At 71.6% G+C, this 22,427-nt stretch carries 20 protein-coding genes; 6 read left to right on the top strand and 14 right to left on the bottom strand.

Annotated elements, in window-relative coordinates:
* Window positions 1–56 precede the first annotated feature (56 nt).
* Genes ACU6WY_RS13045 through ACU6WY_RS13065 form a run of 5 tightly spaced genes read right to left on the bottom strand, consistent with a single transcriptional unit; the run spans window position 57 to window position 5,515 of the window.
* A complete protein-coding gene (locus ACU6WY_RS13045) occupies window positions 57–1,277 on the bottom strand; it encodes a hypothetical protein (protein ID WP_483820066.1) in 1,221 nt (406 codons plus the stop codon).
* Entirely contained in the window at window positions 1,274–2,494 is a 1,221-nt protein-coding gene (locus ACU6WY_RS13050; RefSeq protein ID WP_483820067.1) for a hypothetical protein, read from the bottom strand. Before ACU6WY_RS13050 ends, ACU6WY_RS13045 begins: the two co-directional genes overlap by 4 nt.
* On the bottom strand, window positions 2,491–3,297 hold the full coding sequence (locus ACU6WY_RS13055; protein ID WP_483820068.1) for a heme ABC transporter ATP-binding protein: 807 nt from the start codon (window positions 3,295–3,297) through the stop codon (window positions 2,491–2,493). Before ACU6WY_RS13055 ends, ACU6WY_RS13050 begins: the two co-directional genes overlap by 4 nt.
* Window positions 3,294–4,421, bottom strand: a complete 1,128-nt coding sequence (locus ACU6WY_RS13060; protein ID WP_483820069.1) for a FecCD family ABC transporter permease — start codon at window positions 4,419–4,421, stop codon at window positions 3,294–3,296. Before ACU6WY_RS13060 ends, ACU6WY_RS13055 begins: the two co-directional genes overlap by 4 nt.
* A complete protein-coding gene (locus tag ACU6WY_RS13065) occupies window positions 4,418–5,515 on the bottom strand; it encodes a heme/hemin ABC transporter substrate-binding protein (RefSeq protein WP_483820070.1) in 1,098 nt (365 codons plus the stop codon). The genes ACU6WY_RS13060 and ACU6WY_RS13065 overlap by 4 nt, the downstream gene beginning before the upstream one ends.
* Before the next feature lie 151 nt (window positions 5,516–5,666).
* Between ACU6WY_RS13065 and ACU6WY_RS13070 the strand changes: the two genes are divergently transcribed.
* Window positions 5,667–7,484 (top strand): hypothetical protein, encoded by a 1,818-nt coding sequence (locus ACU6WY_RS13070; protein WP_483820071.1) that lies wholly within the window; start codon window positions 5,667–5,669, stop codon window positions 7,482–7,484.
* 64 nt (window positions 7,485–7,548) lie between these two features.
* The gene (locus ACU6WY_RS13075) at window positions 7,549–8,520 is read left to right on the top strand and encodes a WxL protein peptidoglycan domain-containing protein (protein WP_483820072.1); all 972 of its coding nucleotides are present in this window, start codon (window positions 7,549–7,551) and stop codon (window positions 8,518–8,520) included.
* On the opposite strand, the gene ACU6WY_RS13080 is transcribed toward ACU6WY_RS13075, so the two are convergent.
* From ACU6WY_RS13080 to ACU6WY_RS13100, 5 genes are read right to left on the bottom strand one after another with little or no spacing between them, the layout of a single operon-like run.
* Entirely contained in the window at window positions 8,508–9,161 is a 654-nt protein-coding gene (locus tag ACU6WY_RS13080; protein ID WP_483820073.1) for a biliverdin-producing heme oxygenase, read from the bottom strand. The two genes, ACU6WY_RS13075 and ACU6WY_RS13080, sit on opposite strands and share 13 nt — an antisense overlap.
* A gap of 51 nt (window positions 9,162–9,212) precedes the next feature.
* Complete coding sequence (locus ACU6WY_RS13085; RefSeq protein ID WP_483820074.1) at window positions 9,213–9,518, bottom strand: DUF2470 domain-containing protein; 306 nt, start codon at window positions 9,516–9,518, stop codon at window positions 9,213–9,215.
* A gap of 46 nt (window positions 9,519–9,564) precedes the next feature.
* Complete coding sequence (locus ACU6WY_RS13090; protein ID WP_483820075.1) at window positions 9,565–10,533, bottom strand: DNA-methyltransferase; 969 nt, start codon at window positions 10,531–10,533, stop codon at window positions 9,565–9,567.
* A complete protein-coding gene (gene lplAB, locus ACU6WY_RS13095; RefSeq protein WP_483820076.1) occupies window positions 10,530–11,579 on the bottom strand; it encodes a lipoate-protein ligase LplAB in 1,050 nt (349 codons plus the stop codon). The genes ACU6WY_RS13090 and lplAB overlap by 4 nt, the downstream gene beginning before the upstream one ends.
* A gap of 55 nt (window positions 11,580–11,634) precedes the next feature.
* Complete coding sequence (locus tag ACU6WY_RS13100; protein ID WP_483820077.1) at window positions 11,635–12,483, bottom strand: alpha/beta fold hydrolase; 849 nt, start codon at window positions 12,481–12,483, stop codon at window positions 11,635–11,637.
* 96 nt (window positions 12,484–12,579) lie between these two features.
* Here ACU6WY_RS13100 and ACU6WY_RS13105 point away from each other — a divergent pair, with 96 nt between their 5' ends.
* Entirely contained in the window at window positions 12,580–13,041 is a 462-nt protein-coding gene (locus tag ACU6WY_RS13105) for a MarR family winged helix-turn-helix transcriptional regulator (protein WP_483820078.1), read from the top strand.
* Window positions 13,038–14,408 carry an MFS transporter gene (locus tag ACU6WY_RS13110; RefSeq protein ID WP_483820079.1) on the top strand — a complete coding sequence of 457 codons (1,371 nt, stop codon included), beginning with the start codon at window positions 13,038–13,040 and terminating at the stop codon, window positions 14,406–14,408. Before ACU6WY_RS13105 ends, ACU6WY_RS13110 begins: the two co-directional genes overlap by 4 nt.
* 15 nt (window positions 14,409–14,423) lie before the next feature.
* Here the strand turns inward: ACU6WY_RS13110 and ACU6WY_RS13115 are convergent, their stop codons facing one another.
* Complete coding sequence (locus ACU6WY_RS13115; protein WP_483820080.1) at window positions 14,424–15,851, bottom strand: helix-turn-helix transcriptional regulator; 1,428 nt, start codon at window positions 15,849–15,851, stop codon at window positions 14,424–14,426.
* Window positions 15,852–15,975: 124 nt separating this feature from the next.
* Between ACU6WY_RS13115 and ACU6WY_RS13120 the strand changes: the two genes are divergently transcribed.
* Window positions 15,976–17,595 (top strand): DHA2 family efflux MFS transporter permease subunit, encoded by a 1,620-nt coding sequence (locus ACU6WY_RS13120; protein ID WP_483820081.1) that lies wholly within the window; start codon window positions 15,976–15,978, stop codon window positions 17,593–17,595.
* On the opposite strand, the gene ACU6WY_RS13125 is transcribed toward ACU6WY_RS13120, so the two are convergent.
* The 3 genes from ACU6WY_RS13125 to ACU6WY_RS13135 are packed head-to-tail and all read right to left on the bottom strand — an operon-like array spanning window position 17,579 to window position 21,071.
* Window positions 17,579–18,424: a transglutaminase family protein gene (locus tag ACU6WY_RS13125; RefSeq protein WP_483820082.1), complete on the bottom strand. Its 846-nt coding sequence runs from the start codon at window positions 18,422–18,424 to the stop codon at window positions 17,579–17,581. The two genes, ACU6WY_RS13120 and ACU6WY_RS13125, sit on opposite strands and share 17 nt — an antisense overlap.
* The gene (locus ACU6WY_RS13130; protein WP_483820083.1) at window positions 18,421–19,353 is read right to left on the bottom strand and encodes an alpha-E domain-containing protein; all 933 of its coding nucleotides are present in this window, start codon (window positions 19,351–19,353) and stop codon (window positions 18,421–18,423) included. The genes ACU6WY_RS13125 and ACU6WY_RS13130 overlap by 4 nt, the downstream gene beginning before the upstream one ends.
* Entirely contained in the window at window positions 19,347–21,071 is a 1,725-nt protein-coding gene (locus tag ACU6WY_RS13135; protein WP_483820084.1) for a circularly permuted type 2 ATP-grasp protein, read from the bottom strand. Before ACU6WY_RS13135 ends, ACU6WY_RS13130 begins: the two co-directional genes overlap by 7 nt.
* Window positions 21,072–21,174: 103 nt before the next feature.
* Between ACU6WY_RS13135 and ACU6WY_RS13140 the strand changes: the two genes are divergently transcribed.
* Complete coding sequence (locus ACU6WY_RS13140) at window positions 21,175–22,398, top strand: ATP-grasp domain-containing protein (RefSeq protein ID WP_483820085.1); 1,224 nt, start codon at window positions 21,175–21,177, stop codon at window positions 22,396–22,398.
* Window positions 22,399–22,427: the final 29 nt, after the last annotated feature.

Raw genomic sequence — 22,427 nt, forward strand, 5'->3', positions numbered from 1 at the left:
CGGGTCCAGCCGGGACACGCCGCGCCGGGCACGGAAGCGACCGCCACCCGCGCGGGCTAGCGAACGGACCGACGCTGCCAGGGAAGAACCCGCATCATGCTGAGCACGGCGACGATCGCGACGCTCAGGGCCGCGGCCGAACCGAGCAACGGCGGCACCACCGGCGGGAGACCGCCCCCGGCGGACGGAACCAGCCCGGGGGCGGCGGGCTGCGTCGTGAGCGGGGTGTTCGCGGCGAAGAACGCGCGCGCGGGCATCGCGGGATCCACGGCGGCCGGTGCGCGCCGCAGGGGAGTGTTCGGCGCCCCGGCGGGCGCGCCCCCGCTCGCCCCGCTCGGCGCCGGGGCGGCGATGGGCGCGGTGGCGTCGAAGCTCACCGTGATCGGGGTCGCCGGCTTCGCGGCATCCCGAATGCCCCCGGTCGTGAGCCAGTACCCCTGCTGACCCGTGAGGCGGTGAAAGTCCACGAACGACTGCGGGAACGACCCCCAGAAGGCCGCGTTGGCGCCGGAACGGGCGACCTGGCCGGCGCCTGTCGTCGCGACCCCGAGATACTCGGGCGTGACCGAGAAACCGCCGTCGGCGGACGAATCGGCCGAGCGGATCTCGGCGAGGACGACCTCGCGCGGGGCGATCGGGGTCCACGTCGTCACATCGTCCATCGACGCGCCGTATCCGCTCGCCGTGCCGACCAGGCGCCCCGCGCCCGTCGCGTCGAGGGTCAACCGCGGGTCGGTCACGCTCCAGTACGTCATGCCGCCGTAGAAGGCCACGGTGAACGACCCCGACCAGCGGATGTCGATCTGGCCGTCGCGACGCTGACCGGTTCCCCCGTCGATGACGACCTGGTTGCCCGTCGTCCGGGTGGGGGATGCCACCGACACGGCGGATCCGCTCGGGTCGAGGCACTTCGACTCCCACGAGGCCGGGGTCCACCCGCCCGCGGCGGTGGGCTTCTCGATCCGCACGCGGCCGTCCTCGACGCGGTACAGGCCGTCGTCGCGGGTCCACACCCGGGATCCTCCGGCGTCGCCCGCGCGCCCGGCGCTCAAGAAGTTGCATCCGCCGGCGAACGCCCCGCCGCCCGACTCGGCGTTGAGCCCCCAGCGGAGCTGCGCGTTCGTGATCGTGCCGTCTGCGCCGGAGGTTCCGCCCGGCCCCGGAACCGTGACGATGACGTCGTCCGGCCCCACCGCGGTCGCGGGCGACGCGCCACCCGCGGCGACGAGCGCCAGAGCGACGGCGAGGCCCGCGCGCAGCAGCGCCCCCGGCCTCATCGTGCCGCTCCGGCGGGAGAGGCTGCGGCGGGGGATGCCGCGGCGGGCGCGGCAGCCACGGGGGATGCCGCGGCGGGGGATGCCTCCGCGGGGGATGCCTCGGCGGCGGATGCTTCGGCGGCAGATGCCTCGGCGGGGACGCCCGGGGGCGAGGCCACCCGGGCCGCGCGACGCGCCCGCCGCCGGGCGCGGGCCCGCACGAGCGCCGCAACGACACTGGCGATCACGAGCACCGCCGACACCGCGATGCAGGCCAGGAGCAGCACGAGCGACCAGGCCGGGACCGCCGGAGCGGTGGCGACGACCTCGGCGGTGCCGCCGGTGACGCTCACCTCGGCCTCGGCGACGCCGCCCGAACCGGCGCCACGCAGCGTGATCAGGTGGGTGCCGTTGCGGATGTCGCGGGGCACCGGCAGCGCCGCGGCGACCTCGCCCTGCGCGCCCGCGGTCAGGGGCCCCACCGCCGTCAGGCCGCCGTCGAGCGCCGCCACCACCTGCTCCCCGGGGGTGAAGCCCTGGCCCGTGAAGACGATGGACGACCCGGCCGCCACCGTGCCCGACTCGACGCCGACGCGCACCGCGCCGGGGATCGCGGGTGCGACCTCGGGCGCGACCCCGGGCGCGCCCTCGGCCGCCGGCTCGACGGCGGCGAACGAGATCGGCGTGAACGTCTCGTTGGTGGAATTCTTCACGCCGTGGGCGCCGATCGTGATGATGCCGCACGTGACGCGCCGGCAGTCGACGGAGGTGACGCGACCGTCGCGGTCCTGACTCTCGAATACCGCGCCGGGGATCACCATCCCGACCGACCACGCCCCGTCAGCGCCGACCGTGCCGTTCGCCGAGCTCTCGGTCTGGCTGCCGGGAAAGGCCAGGAAGCGCTGGTACCCGTTGTTGTCGGCCGCCTCGGCGTCGGGCACGTAGCGGTAGTCCTCGCCCACCACACCACCCGCGCTCGGGCGCCACGATCCGCCCGCGGGGTCGTCGACCCAGCCGAAGAGCACGTAGACGCCGCCGAACCCGTGGGGGATCGATTGGAACCCCGACCCCGACACCGTGACATCGGTGGCGTGGTCCTCGGCGGCGGTCGCCGTGCCGTCGGGACCGGCGACCGACACCGTCCCCGCGGCCCAGGCGGGCGTGGCGACGACAGCACCGGCGAGCGTGATCCCCAGGGCGGTCACGGTGGCAAGAAAGAGGCGGGGCCGGGGGGTCATGCGAGCTGTTCTCCGGGGTCGGCGGACGGGACGGGCGAGGCGTCGGCGAGGACGAGCAGGGTTCCGCGGGGTCCGTCGACGACGTCGATCGGATGCCGGTAGACCCGCGTGAGCAGCTCGCGCTCGAGCACATCCCGCGGCGGACCGACCGCTGCCACGCGCCCGTCTTCGAGGAGCGCGATCCGGTCGGCGTAGGCGGCGGCCAGGCCCAGGTCGTGCAGCACGACGATCGCGGCTCCCCCGGCGTTCACCCGGTCGCGGGTGCGGGCGAGTACGCGGTGCTGGTGACGAATGTCGAGGCTCGCGGTGGGCTCGTCGAGCAACGCGATCGGGCATTCCTGCGCGTACGAGCGGGCGAAGGCCGCGCGAGCGCGCTCCCCGCCCGACAGCCCGGTGACGGGTCGCTCGGCGAACGCGATCACTTCACCGGCCGTCATCGCGTCGGCCACGGCGGCATCGTCGCGCGATGCGGACGGATGCCGCCGCCACGGTGCCCGCCCCATCCGAACGACGTCGCGGACGAGGAAGGGGAACGACACCTCGTTGCTCTGCGTGAGCACCGACCGGCGTCGCGCGCGTTCGGCGACGGGCCACGACTCCAGGACCGCGCCGTCGAGCTCGACAGACCCCGCCGCGGGGACACGGTCGCCGGCCAGCACCGACAGCAGCGTCGATTTGCCGGCGCCGTTGGGACCGACCAGCACGAGCATCTCCCCGGCGAACAGATCGAGGTCGACGCCGTCGAGCACGCGCCGCCCGCCCACGTCGACCGAGATCCCCCGGGCGCGCAGCACAGCCGTCATCCCCATCCCCCCGATCGACGCCGCGTGCGCCGCAACAGCCAGAAGAAGAAGGGACCGCCGATGAGCGCGGTCAGCATCCCGATCGGCAGTTCCGATCCCGGCACCGCGGTGCGCGCCACGAGATCGCCGGCCACGAGCAGCACGGCACCGCCGAGCGCACTGGCGGGAAGGAGAAGGCGATGACCGGGGCCGAGCAGCATCCGCATGAGGTGGGGGACGACCAGGCCGACGAAGCCGATGATCCCGCAGAACGCCACGGCCGCGCACGTCAGCGCCGCGATGACGACGATGGCGACCACCCGGAGCCGCTCGACCCGGACGCCGAGGTGCTCCGCCTGGCGCTCACCCAGCGACAGCAGATCGAGGGGTCCCGACAGGAACAGGCACACCGTGATGCCGACGACCGCGAGCGGCGCGACGATCGCGAGATCGCCCCAGCGGGTGCCGTTGAGCGACCCCAACTGCCAGAACACGATCTGCTCACGCTGCTGCGTCGACCCGAGGTAGGTGAACAGGGCGATCGCCGCGCCCCCGACGGCGTTGACGGCGATGCCGGTCAGCACCAGGGTCACGACCTCGGTGCGTCCGTCGGCGCGCGCCGACGCGTACACGATCACGGTCGCGACGAGCCCGCCGACGAAGGCCAGGACGGGAAGGGTGAGGGGACCGAGAAACCCGAGCCCGAAGACGATGGATGCCGATGCGCCCACCGCCGCGCCCGAGGAGATGCCGATCACGCCGGGCTCGGCCAGGGGGTTCCGGAAGACGCCCTGCATGACGACACCCGCGGTCGCCAGCGTCGCGCCGACGAGCACGGCCATGAGCAGACGGGGCATCCGGATGAGCCACAGCGTCGCCTCGCCGTTGACATGCTCCACGGCCGCGCCGGGAGGGACGGAGAGCACGCCGAAGCCGATCGCGCGCACACCGTCGTTCCACGCGCGCGCGAACGCCCCGACGACCTGGTCGGGTGGGATCGCGAGCTGACCACTCCCGGCCGACACGATCACGAGCGCCACGAGAGACACCGCGAGGGCGATGAACACCGCGGGCGCGCGACGCCCCGCGCGCGGTGTCGGCGACGAGACCCGCACCGGCCGCCGCTCGGTGACGGTCGCGCTCACCCCGTGGCCCCGGGGGCGTACACCGCGACGGCGAGCGCGTCGAGCACCTCGGCCGAGGCGGGACCGAAGCTCAGCACGGTCGTGTCCGACATGTCCACGATCCGGCGGTGGCGCCCCGCGTCGGTCTGGGCGACGGCGGGGAGATGCTCGACGAGCCCGTCGACCCCTCCGACCGACTCGAGGCCTTTCGTCATCATGATCAGCAGATCCGGGTTGGCGTCGACGAGCGCTTCGTCGGTGATCGGCCGCATGCCGGTCCACCCGATCTCCCCCGCGACGTCGATGCCGCCCAGGGCCTCGATCAGACTGTCGGCCCCGGATTCCTCCCCGAACAGGTAGTACACGCCGGACTGCCCGCGCACGTACAGGAACATCATCCGCAGTTTCTGCGCCGGGTCGGCCGGGGCGATCGCGGCGATCTGGGCGATCTGGGCCTCCACGGCCGCGGTGCTGCGGGCAGCGAGCGCGGCGGCGCGCTCCGGCACGCCGAGCGCCTCCCCCACCTGCTGCACGAGAGAGGCGACAGAGTCCAGCGAGCGGTGGGAGTCGACCACGACGACCGGGATCCCGGCATCCCTCATCTGCAGGATGGTGTCCCACGGACCGAGGCTCGTGTCGGTGAGGATGACGGTGGGCGCGGCGTCGAGGATCGCCTCGGCGTTGAGGTCGTGTCCGTTCTCGGTGACGACGGGGAGGTGCTCCGCCTCGGGGAACGCGGTCGAGACGTCGCGGGCGACGACCGCGTCGCCCAGGCCCAGCTCGAACACGATGCGCGAGAGCGAGCCGTAGATGTCGAGTGTCAGGATGCGCGATGTGTCGGCGACCGTGACGACCGTGCCCTGCGCATCGGTCACCGTGGCGGGCAACGCCGGGACGCCGTCGGTCACGGGATCGAGGGGTGTGGATGCCGCGACGGCGGTGGACGGCCCCTCCCACGTCAGCGGGTCGGCCACGGGGGTCACGTCGGCGAGCGGCGGCGTGGCCGCTCCGGCCCCGCCGTGTGCCGAGCCGACGGCCGCGCACGAGGCCGAGGTCAGGGCGACGGTCACGGCCAGAGCGAACGCGGTGAGACCGCGCACCGATCGATGAGTCATGCGAAGCTCCGAGTTAGGCAAGCCTATCCTTAACATTGCCAGAGGTTGGCCCTTCATGCTTAGGTAAGCCTAACCTGCCCTCCTGCGCCCGACATCGGGTGCGGCCGACGCACGCCGTCGGAGGCCTCCGAGGGCGGAGAAAGGAATGAACGTGGACTCCACATCCAGACGCCGCCCCCGACCGGGGCTCGTCGCCGCCGCGGCGCTGACCACCGCGGCGCTCGCGCTGGGCGGCGCACTCGTCGCCGCCCCCGCCCAGGCGGCGGCATCCACGATCGACGGGGCCGTCTTCCGCTGGGGCATCAACGCCGAGGCGAACGCCGCGTCCTTCGCCCCGGGGACCGTCAACCTGCTCTCGGCCGGCATCGTCACGGCCGCGTCGTCGGCGGACCGCGTCACCCAGGCGAACTGGAAGCAGACCGACGGCAACACCTCGATCCTCAAGCGTCAGTCCGACGGCAGCTACGCCGCCGCGACCTTCGCGGGATTGCGCACGGATGCCGCGGGCACGACCCTCACCACCGGCAACGGGCTGAACTCGGGCCACATCGCCGAGATCGTCGGCGGAACCGGGACGGTCGACGTCGACGCCAATACGGCCGTCATCCAGTGGACGGGTTCGTTCACATCGGCGTTCTACTCGGGCATGACGCGGTCGTGGATCACCGATCCGAAGCTGACGGTCGCCGCCGACGGCACCGGCACCGTGACGGCGACGCTCGGCGGGTACGGCACCTCGATGGACGACCCCGACAGGTTCGAGAGCCTCACCCCCGAGACCGATGTCGTCGTCGCGACCCTGACCGGTGTCGACGTGACCCCCACCGGGTTCACCGTGACCCCGGAGTACCTCGGACGCACGGTGACCGTGCCCGAGGGTTCCGTGGCCCAGGTCACCGGCGGAGCCACCTCCGGCGCGTTCCCGCAGTCCTTCGTGGACTTCCAGATCAAGACGGGGCAGGGCCCGTACTGGTACTCCTCCGGAGGTGCGGCCGACGCGCGGAAGCCCGCGAGCCCCCTGTCGATCGCCTACACGGCGGCGACCACGGCCGGACCCGCCGTCACCGTGTCCAAGACCAGCGGCCTCGCGCAGGGTGAGACTGTCACCGTGACCGGTAGCGGGTTCCTGCCCTCGGGGACCGCCACCAACGGCGCCCGCCCGCCGCTGGCCGGAAAATTCAGCGGCGCCTACGTGGTGTTCGGCAAGTTCGCCGACGTCTGGAAGCCGTCGGCCGGCGCTCCGTCCTCGGCGCGGTCGGTGATCGCCCAGAAGTGGGCCGTACCGGCGGAGAGCATGTCGACCATCGGGGGTGCCCCCAGTGGCGCGATCGAGCTGAAGCCCGACGGCAGTTTCTCGGTCGATCTGGCGCTGACGACCACCGAAGCGCAGAACCTCGCCGCCGGCACCTTCGGCATCGCCACGTACACCGCGAGCGGGGCGGTCTACACCCCCTTCGAGACGTTCACCCCGATCTCCTTCGCCTCCGCGTCCGACGTGATCGTCGACGTGCCCGCCTGGGTCGACCCCCCGACCGGCTCGTTCGGGTGGGCGTTCGAGGGGACCTCGCCCGCCAACCTCGGCACCGCCGTGCAGGACGGCGCGAACTTCGTGGCATCCGGTTCCCTCACCCCCGTGGTCGTCACCGACACCCGCGCCGGCGGCACCGCGCCGTACACGTGGAGCATCTCGGGGCAGGTCGGCGACTTCACCTCGTCGACGGGCGAGTCGTTCTCGGGAGGCCTCCTCGGCTGGAAGCCCGAGGTGGTCTCGGCGGGGTCGAGCGTCACCGGAGGCACCGAGGTCACCTCGACGCGCCTCGGCGGCACCGGCCTCGGCTCGTCGCGCGTCCTGGCGTCGTCGACCGCGGCCGCGAGCGCCACGGTGGGCGCCGACCTCTCGCTCGTCATTCCGGGAACCACCCCCGCCGGTGACTACGCGAGCAAGCTCACCATCACCGCCCTGCAGTAACCACCCCACCCGGGGCCCCGGCGTCCGCCGGGGCCCCGTCCGACTTGCGACCCGAAAGCCGCCCGTGACCGCTCAGCCGCGCCTCCGCCTCCTCGCCCTCATCGGGGCGCTCGCCCTCGGCCTCGCCGCGTCGCCCCCGGCGGCCCTCGCCGACGCCGGCGGGATCGCGTGGAGCGTGCAGACCGCCGACAACGGCAATGGCACCGGCCGCGCCAACTTCGCGTACGAGGTCGACCCGGGCGAGACGGTGTCGGACACCATGATCGTCGTCAACACCGGCACCGAGCCCCTCCCCCTCACCGTGTACGCGGCCGACGCGTTCACCGCCCCGAGCGGTGAGATCGACGTGCTCGTCACCGGCGCGGCCTCGACCGGCGCGGGGACGTGGGTCTCGGTCGCACAGACCTCGCTGGAGCTGGCGCCGGGCCAGACCGCCGACGTCCCGTTCACCGTCACCGTGCCCGCCGACGCCCGCCCGGGCGACCACTCCGCGGGGATCGTGACGTCGCTGACGAGCACGGATGCCTCGAGCGCCCTGTCGGTCGACCGCCGTCTGGGGACGCGGATCAATCTCCGGGTCGCCGGAGCACTCGCCCCCTCGGCCGCGGTGACGGGCGTGACCGCGCGCTACGACGGCTCGTGGAACCCGTTCGAATCCGGCCGCCTGACGGTGCAGTACCGACTCGAGAACACCGGCAATACCCGGCTCACGGGCCTCGAGACCATCGCCACCACCGGACTCTTCGCCACGGCGACCGCGCCGACGCAGCTCCCCGAGGTCGTGACCGGCTCGACGGTCGAGATCACCCGCGAGGTGCCGGCCTTCTCGCTCGGCTGGCTGAGCGGCCAGGTCACCGTCGCCCCCGAGGGCGTCGGCCTCGGCGCGGGAGCCAGGGCACCGGTGGTCACCGACTTCTCCATCGCGGCGGTGCCCTGGAGCCTGTACGGCCTCCTCCTGCTCGTCACCGCGAGCGTCCTCGCCGTCGTGCTGCTCGTGCGCCGCCGCGGGGCGCGACCCGCGGCTCAGGCGGTCTGAGCCGCCTTCGCGCGGGCGAGGTCTTCGAACAGCTCGGTGTTGAAGCGATAGGCCACGGGCACCTCGTCGATGACGCGCGCCTTCTCGTCCTCGCTCCACGGAGCGGCGTCGAGCTTCTCGCGATAGACGTTCTTGAACTCCTCCGGGTCGGCGATGTCGCCGAAGAGGTAGAAGCCGATGCCGTTGGTGTCGAAGCCGAACCGCCGCTGCATGAGACGACCGATGAACTGCCCGCCCGAGAGGTCGCCGAGGTAGCGCGTGTAGTGATGGGCGACGAAGCCGCCGGGCCAGGTCGCCGCGACCCGGCGGATGCGCGCGACGTAGGCCTGGGTCGTGGGCAGCGGCGAGACGACCGTGCGCCAGTCGGGACCGAGAAGGAACGCGAGATCGGCCTCGATGGCGGGCAGGCGCGTGAGCTTGTCGCTGAGGAACAGGGATGCCACGGGGTCGACCCGCATCCGGGCCGTCGCCTCCTCGAGAGCGGCGTAGATGAACCAGTGCTGGACGACGAGGGCGACGTAGTCGTCGCGCGTGCCGGCACCGCTCATGAGGTCGGCCATGAAGCCGGCGTGCTCACTCGCGGAGTGGGCGCTGCGGGAGCGCTCGCGGAGGGCGGCAGAGAAGGAGACGACGTCGCTCATGAGGCCATCATACGCAGAAGGTTAGGTCACCCTAAGTTCTTTTTTCTGCGATCAGTGCGGTCGGGGAGTGACCCCCAGGCGCCGGCACGCCTCGTCGTAGAGGGCGACGATCTCGCGGCGCACCTCCGGGCGGTCCGCGATCGCCCCGCCGGGCCAGGCGACGCGCAACGCAGACGACTCACCACCGCGACGGACCACCCAGTCGCCGCCGTCGCCGTCGAACCCCGTCATCTCGGCCGTCGCGATCTCCGGGTCCTCGCCGAAGGCGCGCGCGATCAACAGATTGTCGTCGCGGTGATCGGCATTCATGTGCGCCAGCACGGCTCGGCGCGTCTCGGGGTCGAATTCATGGGTCATAAGGTCACCCTAACTTTGCCGGGATCGGCGACGCACCGAGCCCCGATCAGCCGCGCACGGCCGCGTCGGGCAGCCGCTTGCGCATGACGGCGACGGCGTCGGCGTTGTCGTCGATCAGCACCGCGTGACGCCCGAGGGGAGCCGCGACCGCACCGAGCGTGCCACTGCCGGCGAACATGTCGAGCACGCGATCGCCGGGGCGGCTCGACGCCTGCACGATGCGTCGCAGCACTCCCTCGGGCTTCTGCGTCGGGTATCCCGTCTTCTCGCGCCCCGTCGTCGGCACGATGGTGTGCCACCACACGTCGGTGGGGAGCTTGCCCCGCGCGGCCTTCTCGGCGGTCACGAGGCTCGGCGCCATATACGGCTCGCGGTCGACCGCCTCGGAATCGAAGAAGTACCGCGACGGATTCTTCACGTACACCAGGATCGTTTCGTGCTTCGTCGGCCAGCGGCGCCGGGTCTTCGCGCCGTAGTCGTACGCCCAGATGAGCTCGTTGAGGAAGCGCTCCCGCCCGAACAGCGCGTCGCACATGACCTTGGCGTAGTGCACCTCGCGGTAGTCGAGGTGCAGGTAGAGGGTTCCATCGTCGGCCAACAGCCGCCAGGCCTCGACGAGCCGGGGCTCGAGGAACGCCCAGTAGTCGTCGAACCGGTCGTCGTAGGTGCGCAGGTCGCCCCGCAGCCGCGCGTACTCGCGACCGTGGAATCCGCGCTGTACGACCGGCGCCGGAGCCGGTTCCTCCTCGTCGGGAAAGACGAGCATCCCCGGGTCGGAGGGCGGTTCGGATGCCACGATCACCGGCTCCTCGGCATCCGGGGTCTCGTCGACCGGCGGCGTCCACCGTGCCGATTCGACCGCCTTGGACCGCGTGCGACCGGTGTTGAACGGCGGGTCGAGGTACACCAGGGTGAAGGAGCCGTCGGGGAGGGAAGGGGTCACGGCGAGGTTGTCGGCGTGGTGGATCTCGACGGAGCCGTGATCCCACACGCCCGCCAGGGTCTCGCCGCTCACGGAACGCGCTGCAGCCACGCGTCAGTGGCGAACTTGGCGGCGACGAGAGCCTCAGCCTCGGCATATTCCTCTTCGGTGATATGCCCGGTGGTCGCCCCGTAACGGGTCGTGAACGTGTCGATGAACCGCTGGATGACGGCATCCCGGGCAAGACCCGTCTGACTGCGCAGCGGGTCGACGCGCTTCGCGGCCGAGACGGTGCCCTTGTCGCTGAGCTTCTCGCGCCCGATGCGCAGCACCTCGGTGAGCACCTGGCCGTCCATGTCGTAGCTGAGGGTGGCGTGGTGGAGCACCCCGCCGTTGGCGAGACGCTTCTGCGCGGCCCCGCCGATCTTGCCGTGGGGCCCCGCGATGTCGTTGAGCGGCTGATACACCGCGTCGATGCCGAGCGAGCGCAGCGCCTCGAGCACCCAGTCGTCGAGGAACGCGTACGAATCCGCGAACGTCATGCCCGCCACGAGCGACGCGGGCACGTACAGCGAGTAGGTCACGATCGAGTTCGCGGCCATGAGCATGGCGCCGCCGCCCGAGATGCGACGCACGACGTCGAAGCCATGCTTCTGCGCCCCCTCGGGGTCGACCTCGTTGCGCAGCGACTGGAACGAGCCGATCACGACGGCGTTCTCGTTCCACTCCCACAGGCGCAGCGTGGGCGTACGCAGGCCCGCGCCGACACGGGTCGTGAGCACCTCGTCGAGCGCGAGGTTCATGCGCGGAGAGACCGGGGCGTCGTGCACGACCTCCCACTCGAAGTCGCCCCAGCCGGGGGCGGTCACGAGCGCGCGCCGGATGGCGGTCGCCACCGATTCGGGGGTGAAGCCCAGCAGCTGCGCGCCTTCGGGCAGCGCGGCGCGGATCGCCGCGGCGATCGTGGGCACGTCGGCCTCGACGGGCAGCCCGTTCACCGCCGCGTCGATGTCATCGAGGGCGTCGTCGGGCTCGAGGAAGAAGTCGCCCGCGAGGTGGAACCCGGAGATCCGGCCGTCACGCTCCTCGAGGTCGACGACGACCAGCTTGCCCCCGGGAACCTTGTACTCGCCGTGCATGATCCCAGCCTACGGCGGGCGGGTCGCGCCGAGATGCCGCGGGCTCTCCCCCGCCTCAGCCGCGCGCGGGGAACCGCGCGTCGAGCCACGCGAGCAGGTCGGCGCGCACCTCGGCCTGCTGCACTTCGGCGAAGATCTCGTGCCGCGCGCCGGGATAGACCAGGGTCGTCACGTCGGTGAGCCCCGAGCGGGAGCGGTAGGCGTCGGCGAGCCGATGAACGCTCCGGGGGCCGCCGACGGTGTCGTCGCGCCCGACCATGAGCAGCATGGGCACGTCGTGGCCCAGGTCGCGCCGGGGTCGGCCGAGCATCTTCGCCGTCTCGATGGGTCCGAACAGGCGCAGCAGCGGCGTGGTCGTGGTCAGCGGGTCGGCGACGAAATCGCGGCCGACCTGCTCGTCGCTCGAGAGCCACTCCATGCCCGAGCCGTGCAGGTGCTTCCACGGGGCGTTGAGGTCGCCGGAGTTCAGCGCACCGGGCCAGCGCAACGCCGATCCGCTCAGGACGACCGCGTCGATGGCATCCGGATGCCGGTCCAGCAGCATCTGCGCGAGGAACGAGCCCCACGAGTGCCCGAGGAGCACGAGCGGCAGGTCGGGATGGGCCTGACGGATGAGCTGGGCGAGGGTCCACACGGCGTCCCGTGCCGCGCCGAGCCCGCCGGGTCCGAGGCGTCCGAGCTTGGTGCGGTCGCCGCCCCACTGCCGGAGGCCCGTACGGCCGTGCCCGCGGTGATCGTCGGCGTAGACGGTGTAGCCGTCGGCGACGAGCACCTCGATGAGGGCCGCGTAGCGCCCCGCGTGCTCACCGACCCCGTGCAGCAGCTGCACGACGGCCCGCGGCGCCTCGGCCTCGTACACGTCGTACACGATCGGGATGCCGTAGGCGTCGATGAACTCGGGCATGGGCAGAGTCTAGGGCGGCGCGAGGGAGGCCCCTCCCCGCCGCGCGTACCGGAAACCCTTAGCCGAACTAATGAGCTATGCTAACTAAAGAGAGCCATGACTGAACGCGTCGACGAATCCCCCCACTCCGAGTCGCGTGCCGCCCTGCACACCGCTGCCTCCGACCTGCGGATGGCGACGTTCCGGCTCGCTCGTCGCCTCCGCGCGCAGCGCGCGGTCGACACCATGAGCGACGGACAGTTCGCCGTGCTCGCCGCGCTCACGGTGCACGGCGAGCACACCCTCGGACAGCTCGCCGACCGCGAGCGGGTCACCGCCCCCTCGATGAACCGCACGGTGTCGCTGCTCGAAGAGGCCGGCTACGTCTCGCGCACCCCCGACGACGAGGATCGCCGCAAGGTGACCATCGCCCTCACCGAGGCCGGGCGGGTCGTGGTCGACGAGACCGTCCGCCGGCGCGATGCGTGGCTCGAAGAGGCCCTGGGAGCGCTCAGCGACGACGAGCGGCAGACCCTCGCCGCGGCAGCCGAGATCATGCGAAAGGTGGCGGAGCGATGAGTGCGATGTTCCGCTCGTTCTCGGTCTACAACTACCGGGTCTGGTTCATCGGCGCTCTCGTGTCGAACATCGGCGCGTGGATGCAGGCGACCGCGCAGAACTGGGTGGTGCTCACCGAGCTGACCCCCAACGACGCCGCGGCGATGGGCGTGACGATGGCCCTGCAATTCGCCCCGCCGCTCCTACTCGTGGGGGTGACGGGCTGGGTGGCCGACCGCTTCGACCGCCGCCGGCTGATCATGTGCACGCAGGGGGCCATGCTCGCCCTGGCCGTGACCCTGGGCGTGCTGCTCGTCACCGGCGTCATGACGCTGCCGCTGATGTTCGGGTTCGCCCTCGCCCTGGGCGTGATCACCGCGTTCGACAACCCCGCGCGCCAGGCCTTCGTCTCCGACCTCGTCGCGCAAGAGAATGCCTCCAACGCGGTCGCGCTCAACGCCGCCTCGTTCAACACCGCCCGGCTGATCGGCCCGGCGGTGGCCGGTCTCATGATCGTCGTCGTCGGCACCGGCTGGGTGTTCCTCACCAATGCGGTCACGTTCCTCGGGATGATCGCCGCCCTGTTGCTCATGCGCCCGCACGAGCTGGTCGTCCACCACCGCCGCGGCGGTCCCGCGCGCCTGGCCGACGGCTTCCGCTACGTGGCGAAGCGCCCCGACCTCGTCGTGATCTTCTCGATGGTCTTCCTCCTCGGCGCCTTCGGCATGAACTTCCCGATCTTCGCGTCGACGATGGCGCTGGAGTTCGGGCGCGGCGCCGACGGCTTCGGCCTGCTCAGCTCCTTCGTCGCCATCGGCTCGCTCGCCGGGGCACTGCTCGCCGCGCGTCGCGAACGCGCCCGGATGCGCCTGGTCATCCTGGGCGCGGGCGGCTTCGCCGTGGCATCCGCCCTCTCGGTCGTGGCCCCCAGCTACGCCGCCTACGCCGCCACCCTGGTGCTCACGGGTTTCTGCGTCGTGACCATGCTCACCACCGCCAACGGCTACGTGCAGACGACGACCGATCCGGCCCTCCGCGGGCGCGTCCTGGCGCTGTACATGGCGATCCTGCTCGGCGGAACGCCCGTGGGCGCCCCGGTCGTGGGATGGGTGGCCGGGGAATTCGGCCCGCGCGCCGCGATCGGCCTCGCCGCCGTGATGGCCTTTGTGGCGTGCGGCATCGGGGTGGCCTGGACCCTGGCTTCCGGCCGCGTGCACCGCCACGAGACCAAGCGTTTCCGCTTGACGCTCGACGAGACACGGCCGCTGACCACCGTCTCCCCCGAGCCCGAAGACTTCAGCGACGAAATCGCCGGGACGACCCCGATCCCGATCCCTCCGAGCGAGCGGATGCCACGGGCAACACCGCACGCGCGACCCTCGTCCTGAGAGATCCCGCGCGGCTCAGATATAGAAGCCGTGCGCTTCGAGCACCGCCACCGCCGCGTCGCGACCGGTCACCTCGAGCTTGGCGTAGATCGAACGTAACTGGGACTTCACGGTGTTGGGTGACACACCGAGGTCGACCGCGATCTGGGCCAGGGTGCGGGGGCCGCGCAGGAGGAGGGCGAGTCGCTCCTCCCGCGGACTGAGGTTCGGCATCGGCGGGCGGGGCTCGGGCATTGGCACCAGGGCGAGCATTCCCGCCACACGGTGCACCGCCGGGGCGGAGGCGGGACGACGGTCCGCCAGCCGGGCGAGGAGCTCGTGCACCTCCGCCTCGGGGAGCGTGAGATAGGGCGTGAGCGATCCCCCGAGGCTCTCCGCCAGGGTGAAGCCCTCGGCGAAAGCGGCGTCGGCGGCCGCGTGATTGCCCAGGCGCGCGTGCGCGACGGCGCGGCGGAGCAGGAGCGGACTGAGAGTGCGCACGCAGTGGTTCGCCCCCATCCGGATGCAGCCGTCGGTGGACTCCAGCACCTCACGCTCCCGGCCGAGCGCGATCAGCGCCGCGCCACGCTGCATGTCGAAGCACAGCGCGTGCCCCGGCGACGACAGCGCCCCCTCGAGCACGGCCAGGGCGCGACGCGGTTCTCCGCGGGCCAGGAGGAGATCGGCGTAAACGCCCTGGGCGAAGCCGCGCACCATCGCGTGACTGTTGTGCGCCTCGGTACCGGCAGCGAGCGTGGCCACCCGCACCACCCCCTCGGCGTAGTCCCGACGGATCAGGGCGCACATCGCCTCGGCTGCGCGCGCGGAGTACTGCCAGAACGGGTCGGCGGGAGAGCCCGCACGCAGCGCCTCGGCGATCCGGTCCAGCGCCACCGCGTCGAGGGCGGCCGCGGCGAGGAGGATCTGCGCGAGGAGGAGGTCGTAGTCCGCGTGGTGGTCGTCCCACCCGGAGGTAGACGCGAGGGAACGGCACTCCGTCACGCTCTCGGCGGCGATCACGTACTCGCCGTTCAGCGCGGCGGCGAGGCTGCGCACCGCGTGGGCGCGGGAGAGTGCGGCCGCGTCGCCGGCGTCGGCGATCGCCGCGGCGGCGTACTCGCCCGCCCGGCGCGGTGATCCCGCCGCCGCATAGACCTCGGCGACGGCCGAGTACAGGGACGAACGGACGGTGGCATCGAGGACCGCCGGCCCCCTCATGCGCCCGTCGACGAAGTGCTCGTCGACCAGACGCACCCCCGATTCCACCCGGTCCACGCGGGAGCGGGCGATCAGCATGGCCTCGAGCGTGCGCGCACTGGCATCCACCCACACCCGTGGCGCCGGGCCCGCCTCGATGTCGGCGAGGAACCGCAGATCAGCGATGTCGGGGGCGGGGGCGTCCGGACGCGCGCCGCGCACGACGCGCGCTACCGCGGCGGTGATGCCCTGCAAAGAAGACGTCACGTCCACGGCAGCCTCCCCCGCCTCGATGCTAGGACACGGATTGCGCAGAACGGCCAGGCGAGCTCGGTCGGAGGTGGTCGTCGAGAGACTTCCCGACGGATGCTTCCCTAGATAAGCTAGCTATATGACCGACCGTAGGGCCGGGCGCCGCTGGGCGGGGCTCGTCTTCATCAGCATCGCCGTCTCACTGATCATCGTCGACTCGACGATCGTCAACGTCGCCGTCCCCTCCATCGTGGAAGACCTCGGCATCTCTTCCACCGAGGTTCAGTGGGTGCAGGAGGCGTACACGCTCGTTTTCGCCTCGCTTCTCCTGGTGTTCGGCAGCCTCGCCGACCGGTTCGGACGCCGACGGCTCATGCTGCTGGGTGTGGCGATCTTCGCCGTCGCGTCGATCGCCGCAGCGCTCGCCCCGACCGGGGAGCTGTTGATCCTGGCACGCCTGGTGCAGGGCATCGGCGGATCGATGATCCTTCCCACGACCCTCTCCCTCATCAACGCCACCTTCCGCGGGCGCGAGCGCGGCATCGCCTTCGCCGTCTGGGGCTCCACCATCGGCGGCATGGCGGCAGTGGGCCCCCTGCTCGGAGGCTGGCTGACCACCGCGTTCTCGTGGCGCTGGGCATTCGGGATCAACATCCCCCTCGGCATCCTGATCGTCATCGGCGTCCTGCTCACGGTGTCCGAATCGCGCAGCGACCGCCGCGAGGCGATCGACGGTGTCGGGGCGCTGCTATCGGTGCTGACGATGGCCCCGCTCGTGTTCGGACTCATCGAGGGACGCACCTACGGGTGGTGGACGGTTCAGGAGACGCCGACCATCGGTGGTGCGCAGTGGCCGTTCTCCCTCTCCCCCGTCCCCCTCGCCTTCGCCGTGGCGCTCGCGGCCCTCGTGGCGTTCATCGCCTGGGGGCTGCACCGCCAGCGCACCGGACGCTCGACACTGCTCGCGCTCGGGCTGTTCCGGATCGCCTCGTTCCGCAACGGCAACATCGCCGCCGCCGTGGTCTCGCTCGGCGAATTCGGCATCATCCTCGCCCTGCCGCTGTGGCTGCAGTTCGTCGTGGGGTTCGACGCCCTCCAGACCGGGCTGCTGCTGCTGTCCCTCGCGGTCGGCTCGTTCGTGGCCAGCGGCATCGCGGGGGTGTTGAGCGGACGCGTCGCCCCGGTGTGGATCGTGCGCGCGGGTCTGCTGGCCGAGATCGTGGGCGTCGCCGGCGTGGCGTTCACGATCGGACCGGATGCCACGTGGGGGCCGCTCATCCCCTTCCTGTTCGTCTACGGCGTGGGCGTGGGTCTGGCCACGGCGCAGCTCACCGGCGTCGTCCTCGCGGAGGTGCCGCCCGCCGAGAGCGGTGCCGCCTCGGGAACGCAATCGACCTCACGGCAGCTGGGCGCGGCCCTGGGCGTGGCCATTCTGGGCACGGTGCTGTTCTCCACGACCGCGGGCGCGCTGGCCACCGCCCTCGACGCTCGAGGTCTCCCGGGCGACCAGCGCGACCAGGTGGTGACGCAGGTCGTCGACAGCGCGGGAGCCGCGATCCTGGGCCTCGAGCAGTCTCCGCAGACGCAGGACATCGCCGCCGACGCCCGAGCGGCGTTCAGCGACGGCACGCGTGCGGCAGCCTTCACCGCGGCGGGGTTCCTGACCCTTGGTCTGGCATCCACTCTCACGCTCGGCGCGGCGGCGAGTGCACCTGTCGGCACGCGCTCGCCCGCCGGGAGACTCAGGTCTCGCGCGTGATCGTGACCTTGACCTTGAGGTGGCTCTTGCCCGGACCCGCGTACACGCCGCGCAGCGGCGGAACGTCGTTGTAGTCGCGACCCCGGCCGACCAGCACGTGCCGGTCGCCGATCTCGATGTTGTTGGTCGGGTCGAAGCCCTGCCAGTCGCCGGCGAACCACTCCACCCACGCGTGCGACTCCCCCGTCACCGCCTCGCCGACCTCGGCGGACGGCTTCGGGTGCAGGTAGCCCGAGACGTAACGGGCCGGGATGCCGACCTCGCGCAGTGCTCCGAGGGTGATGTGCGCAATGTCTTGGCAGACGCCCTTGCGCGCCTCCCAGGCGTCGACGGCGGTGGAGTGCACGCCGGTCACGCCCTGCATGTACTCGATCGCGTCGCCGACGGCCTCTGCGATCGCGTGCGCGGCGTGACCGGGGCGCTCGTGCTGCGCGGCGATCGACCGGGCGAGCTCCGCCATCTCGGGGTGCGCGATCGTGCGCCGCGTCTGGGTCAGCTGCTCCACGGTCGCGATCGACCGGCCCGCCTCGTCGCGCAGGGCCTCCCACGTGATGTCGGTGTGCTCGATCGGGCGCGGACGCACCTCGACGAGAGAGCGCGCCGTGATCGTCAGCGCCGAGTGCGGCGAGAGCACGTCGAACGCCGCGACGCGCGTGCCGAAGTAGTCGACGTACTGGTTGACCGAGGTCGAGGGCTCGATGTCGAGCGACGAGCTCAGCACGAACTGACTGTCGGTCGAGACGGGGAGCATCCGTGCCTCGTTGTACGACGCCACGACGTCGCCCGGGTAGGCGAACCCGGTCTGGTGCTCGACGCGGAGGCGCTTCACGAGATCTCTCCGATCCACGCGGGCTCCGCCTGCGTCGGGAAGAATCGCGAGCGGATCGCCTCGGAGGCCTCCCGCGTCACCGTCTGCACGCGCTGCATGTGCTCGGGCAGTTCGGCCAGGATGTCGCTGATCGGGCGGTACTCCAGATCGTTGCGGATCTGGCCCAGGGCCCGCAGCACGGTGTTGGAGTGGCCGACGCGGTCGGCCCGGGGATCGATGGCGCTCATGCAGTCCTCGGCGCGCTGGATGGAGTAAATGATCGACCGGGGGAACAGGCGGTCCAGCAGCAGGAATTCCGCGGCGTTGCGCGCGCTCGGCATCCCGCGATACGTGCGCAGGTAGGCCTCGTACGCCCCGCAGGAGCGGAGGATCGTCGTCCACGACGGTCCCGAAACCTCGGTCAGCGACCGCGTCGCCAGCAGGCGCGCGGTCATGTCGGTGCGCTCGATGCTGCGCCCGAGAGTAAAGAACTGCCACGCCTCGTCGCGGTTCGTCGAGGAGTCGACGATGCCGATGGCCAGGGCCGCACGCTCGCGCACCCACTGGAAGAACTCGTGCACCTTGTCGGTCTGCAGGCGCCGCGGCATCCGGGAGTTCGTGGTGTTGAGGACCTCCCACAGCTCGGTCGAGACGATCTCGCGCGCGCGGCGGGCGTTCTCTCGCGCTGCGGTGAGCGAGTAGGCGATGCTCGCCGGGTTCATGCGGTCGACCGCGAGCCGGGCGAGCACGTCGTCGCGGCGCACGCTGTCGACGTTCTCGGGCAGCGCGGATCCCATGACGCTCAGGAGCGAGCGGCACGCGGTGTCCTCGTCGATCCACGGGTCTTCCAACAGCAGCTGGAGGTGCACGTCGAGAATGCGGGCGGTGCCGTCGGACCGCTCGACGTAGCGGCCGATCCAGAACAGCGACTCGGCGATCCGGCTCAGCACGGGGGCACCTCCGTCGACGACTGCTGCTGTTGCTGCTCGGCCTGCGGGCCGTGCTGGACTCCGGCGTCGGCCTGCTGCTGCTGCTCCTGCTGATCGCGGCCCGCGCGGGCATCGCGCGGTGCCGTGGCCGGGGCGGGCTGGCCGTCGTAGATGATCGGGATCGCCTCGGTCACCGCGGCCTGGTCGGCCACGAGCCCCGAAACGCCGGTGCCCTGGCCGTACTCGACGTGCGAGGGGGCGGAGCCGCCGACCACCCACGTGTCTTTCGAGCCACCGCCCTGGCTGGAGTTGACCACGAGCTGCCCCTCGGGGAGGGCGACGCGGGTGAGGCCGCCGGGGAGCACCCAGATGTCGTCCCCGTCGTTGACGGCGAAGGGCCGCAGGTCGGCGTGGCGGGGCCGCATCCCGTCCTCGACGAGGGTCGGGATGGTCGAGAGCATGACGACCGGCTGCGCGATCCACCCGCGGGGGTCGGCGAGAAGCCGCTGCCGCAGCGTGTCGAGCTCGGCGGGCGAGGCATCCGGGCCCACGACGAGCCCCTTGCCGCCGGAGCCGTCGACGGGCTTGACCACGAGCTCGTCGAGCCGATCCAGCACCTCCTCGAGCGCGCCCGGGTCTTCCAGCCGCCACGTGTCGACGTTCTTCAGGATCGGCTCTTCGGCGAGGTAGTACCGGATCAGGTCGGGCACGTAGGTGTAGAGCAGCTTGTCGTCGGCGACGCCGTTACCCACCGCGTTCGCGATCGTGACGTTGCCCAGCCGCGCGGCGAGCATGAGCCCGGGAGCTCCGAGCATGGAGTCGGCGCGGAACTGCAGCGGGTCGAGGAAGTCGTCGTCGACGCGGCGGTAGATGACGTCGACGCGCTGCGGACCGCGGGTGGTGCGCATGAACACCTTGCCGCCGATGCACAGCAGATCGCGCCCCTCGACGAGCTCGACGCCCATGAGCCGCGCGAGCAGCGTGTGCTCGAAGTACGCCGAGTTGTAGACGCCCGGGGTGAGCACGACGATGTTCGGGTCGTCGATGCCGGGCGGGGCCGAGGCACGCAGCGCCGCGAGCAGCTTGTTCGGGTAGTCGCCGACCGGGCGCACCCGCATCGAGACGAACAGCTCGGGCAGGGTCTGCGCCATGACCCGCCGGTTCGAGATGACGTACGAGACGCCGGAGGGCACACGCACGTTGTCTTCGAGCACGCGCATCTCTCCGTGCTCGTCGCGGATGAGGTCGATGCCCGACACCTGGATGCGCACGCCGTTGGCGCTGCGGATGCCGGCGGCCTGGCGGTAGAAGTACTGCGACGACGAGATCAGACGCGCCGGGAGGATGCCGTCGCGCACGCAGTGCTGGTTGCCGTAGGCGTCGTCGAGGAACGCCTCGAGCGCGCGGACGCGCTGCTTCACGCCCGCCTCGATGCGCGACCACTCGTCGTACGCGATCACCCGGGGCACGGCATCCAGGGGGAACGGCCGTTCCTCGCCGGCGAAGTCGAACGTGACGCCCTGCGCGAGGTACGAGCTCGCGAGCGAATCGGTGCGCCCGCGCAACTCCTCCTGCGTCATCTTCGCCAACGCCTGGTACAGCTCCCGATACGCCTCTCGCGAGGGCGCAGCATCTCCGGGGGTGGCCGGGACACCGAACATCTCGTCGTACGCCGGGATGCCGGATGCGGTCTTGCGCGGCGCCAGCGTGGAGCCGTAACCGTCGAACAGGTCACCCATGCCCTGAGCCTACCCACGCCCGTGTTGCGGAGGTGTTTCCCGGGCCGGGGGTCGGCGCTGGCTAGGCTGACCCCACCATCCGCCCACTCGAAGGGGTGCCGCCATGCGCGTGCTCGTCACCAGTTCCCGCAACACGTTCGCCCTCGATCTGATCCGCAAGCTCGGGAGCGTCGGCCACACCGTGTTCGCGAGCGACACCTACGACGGTGCCGTCGGCAATCACTCGCGCTTCCTCGCCGGGCACCTGGTGACGCCGTCCCCCCGGTTCGAGACGGATGCCTTCATCGCCACCGTGAACGCCTACGTGCGCGCGCACGACATCGACGTGATCATCCCGACGTTCGAGGAGGTCTTCTACCTCGCCGCCCGCGTCGCCGACCTTCCCGAGGGCGTCGAACTGTACGCGGGGAGCTTCGCCGACCTCGCCCGTCTGCACGACAAGGCGAGCTTCCAGCGGCTGGCGCAGGGGGCGGGCGTCCCCATCCCCGAGACCGTCGTGGTCACCTCGCCCGCGGAGCTGCGCGAGGCGATCGACCGCTTCCCCCGCTACTTCGCCCGCGCGGCGTTCTCGCGCGGCGGCGTGGGCCTCCTCACCAACACGGGCCCGCTCGCGGGGAAGATGCCCGTCGAGGAGTGCGTTCCCACGCCCGAGCAGCCGTGGCTGGTGCAGCCGTTCGTCGACGGTCCCATGGTGTGCACGTACAGCGTCGTCGTCGACGGCCGCGTGACCGCCCACACCACGTACAAGGCCGCCGAGCAGTGGGCCCACAGCACCGCGATCGCGTTCGTCGCCGTCGACAGCACCGACACCTTGCGGTACACGCAGCAGCTCGTCGATGCCCTCGACCCTGGCTTCACCGGGCAGATCTCGTTCGACTTCGTCGACCACGGCACTGAGGCCGCGCCCGACTACAAGATCATCGAGTGCAACCCGCGGCCGACCAACGGCGTCATCCTGCTCGAGGCCGACGATGTCTCACGCGCGATCGAGGGAGCCGTGGATCACACGGTCGTCGCGGTTCCGGGGACGGAGCGCCAGATCACGCTCGCGGTGCTCGCCGACGCCTTCACCGAGCCGCTGCAGCACCTGCCGAAGACGCTTCACGACCTCCTGCACGTGCGCGACGTCGGAGCGGGCTGGTGGGACGGCGCGGCGATGCTGTGGAGCCCGGCGACCATCGTGCACGGGGCGAAGATCTCGCACGGCGACCGCAAAGAGGTTCTCGCCGCCCTCGGCGACGACATCGTCTGGAACGGCGAGCCCATCCCCGGCATGAGCCCCGCCGACGCGGAGTCCCTGGAGTCGGTCCACGCCGGCCGCATCTAACCGCGTGAGGGGTCAAGAACTGTCGCCTG

The sequence above is a fragment of the Microbacterium sp. ZW3a genome, assembly GCF_057167165.1.

Coding starts and splice junctions, on each gene's coding strand:
- lplAB (WP_483820076.1), bottom strand. CDS start 11,579: ATGCACGGCGAGTACAAGGTTCCCGGGGGCAAGCTGGTCGTCGTCGAC.
- ACU6WY_RS13055 (WP_483820068.1), bottom strand. CDS start 3,297: ATGACGGCTGTGCTGCGCGCCCGGGGGATCTCGGTCGACGTGGGCGGG.
- ACU6WY_RS13045 (WP_483820066.1), bottom strand. CDS start 1,277: ATGAGGCCGGGGGCGCTGCTGCGCGCGGGCCTCGCCGTCGCTCTGGCG.
- ACU6WY_RS13120 (WP_483820081.1), top strand. CDS start 15,976: ATGACCGACCGTAGGGCCGGGCGCCGCTGGGCGGGGCTCGTCTTCATC.
- ACU6WY_RS13140 (WP_483820085.1), top strand. CDS start 21,175: ATGCGCGTGCTCGTCACCAGTTCCCGCAACACGTTCGCCCTCGATCTG.
- ACU6WY_RS13105 (WP_483820078.1), top strand. CDS start 12,580: ATGACTGAACGCGTCGACGAATCCCCCCACTCCGAGTCGCGTGCCGCC.
- ACU6WY_RS13110 (WP_483820079.1), top strand. CDS start 13,038: ATGAGTGCGATGTTCCGCTCGTTCTCGGTCTACAACTACCGGGTCTGG.
- ACU6WY_RS13080 (WP_483820073.1), bottom strand. CDS start 9,161: ATGAGCGACGTCGTCTCCTTCTCTGCCGCCCTCCGCGAGCGCTCCCGC.
- ACU6WY_RS13085 (WP_483820074.1), bottom strand. CDS start 9,518: ATGACCCATGAATTCGACCCCGAGACGCGCCGAGCCGTGCTGGCGCAC.
- ACU6WY_RS13135 (WP_483820084.1), bottom strand. CDS start 21,071: ATGGGTGACCTGTTCGACGGTTACGGCTCCACGCTGGCGCCGCGCAAG.
- ACU6WY_RS13065 (WP_483820070.1), bottom strand. CDS start 5,515: ATGACTCATCGATCGGTGCGCGGTCTCACCGCGTTCGCTCTGGCCGTG.
- ACU6WY_RS13050 (WP_483820067.1), bottom strand. CDS start 2,494: ATGACCCCCCGGCCCCGCCTCTTTCTTGCCACCGTGACCGCCCTGGGG.
- ACU6WY_RS13100 (WP_483820077.1), bottom strand. CDS start 12,483: ATGCCCGAGTTCATCGACGCCTACGGCATCCCGATCGTGTACGACGTG.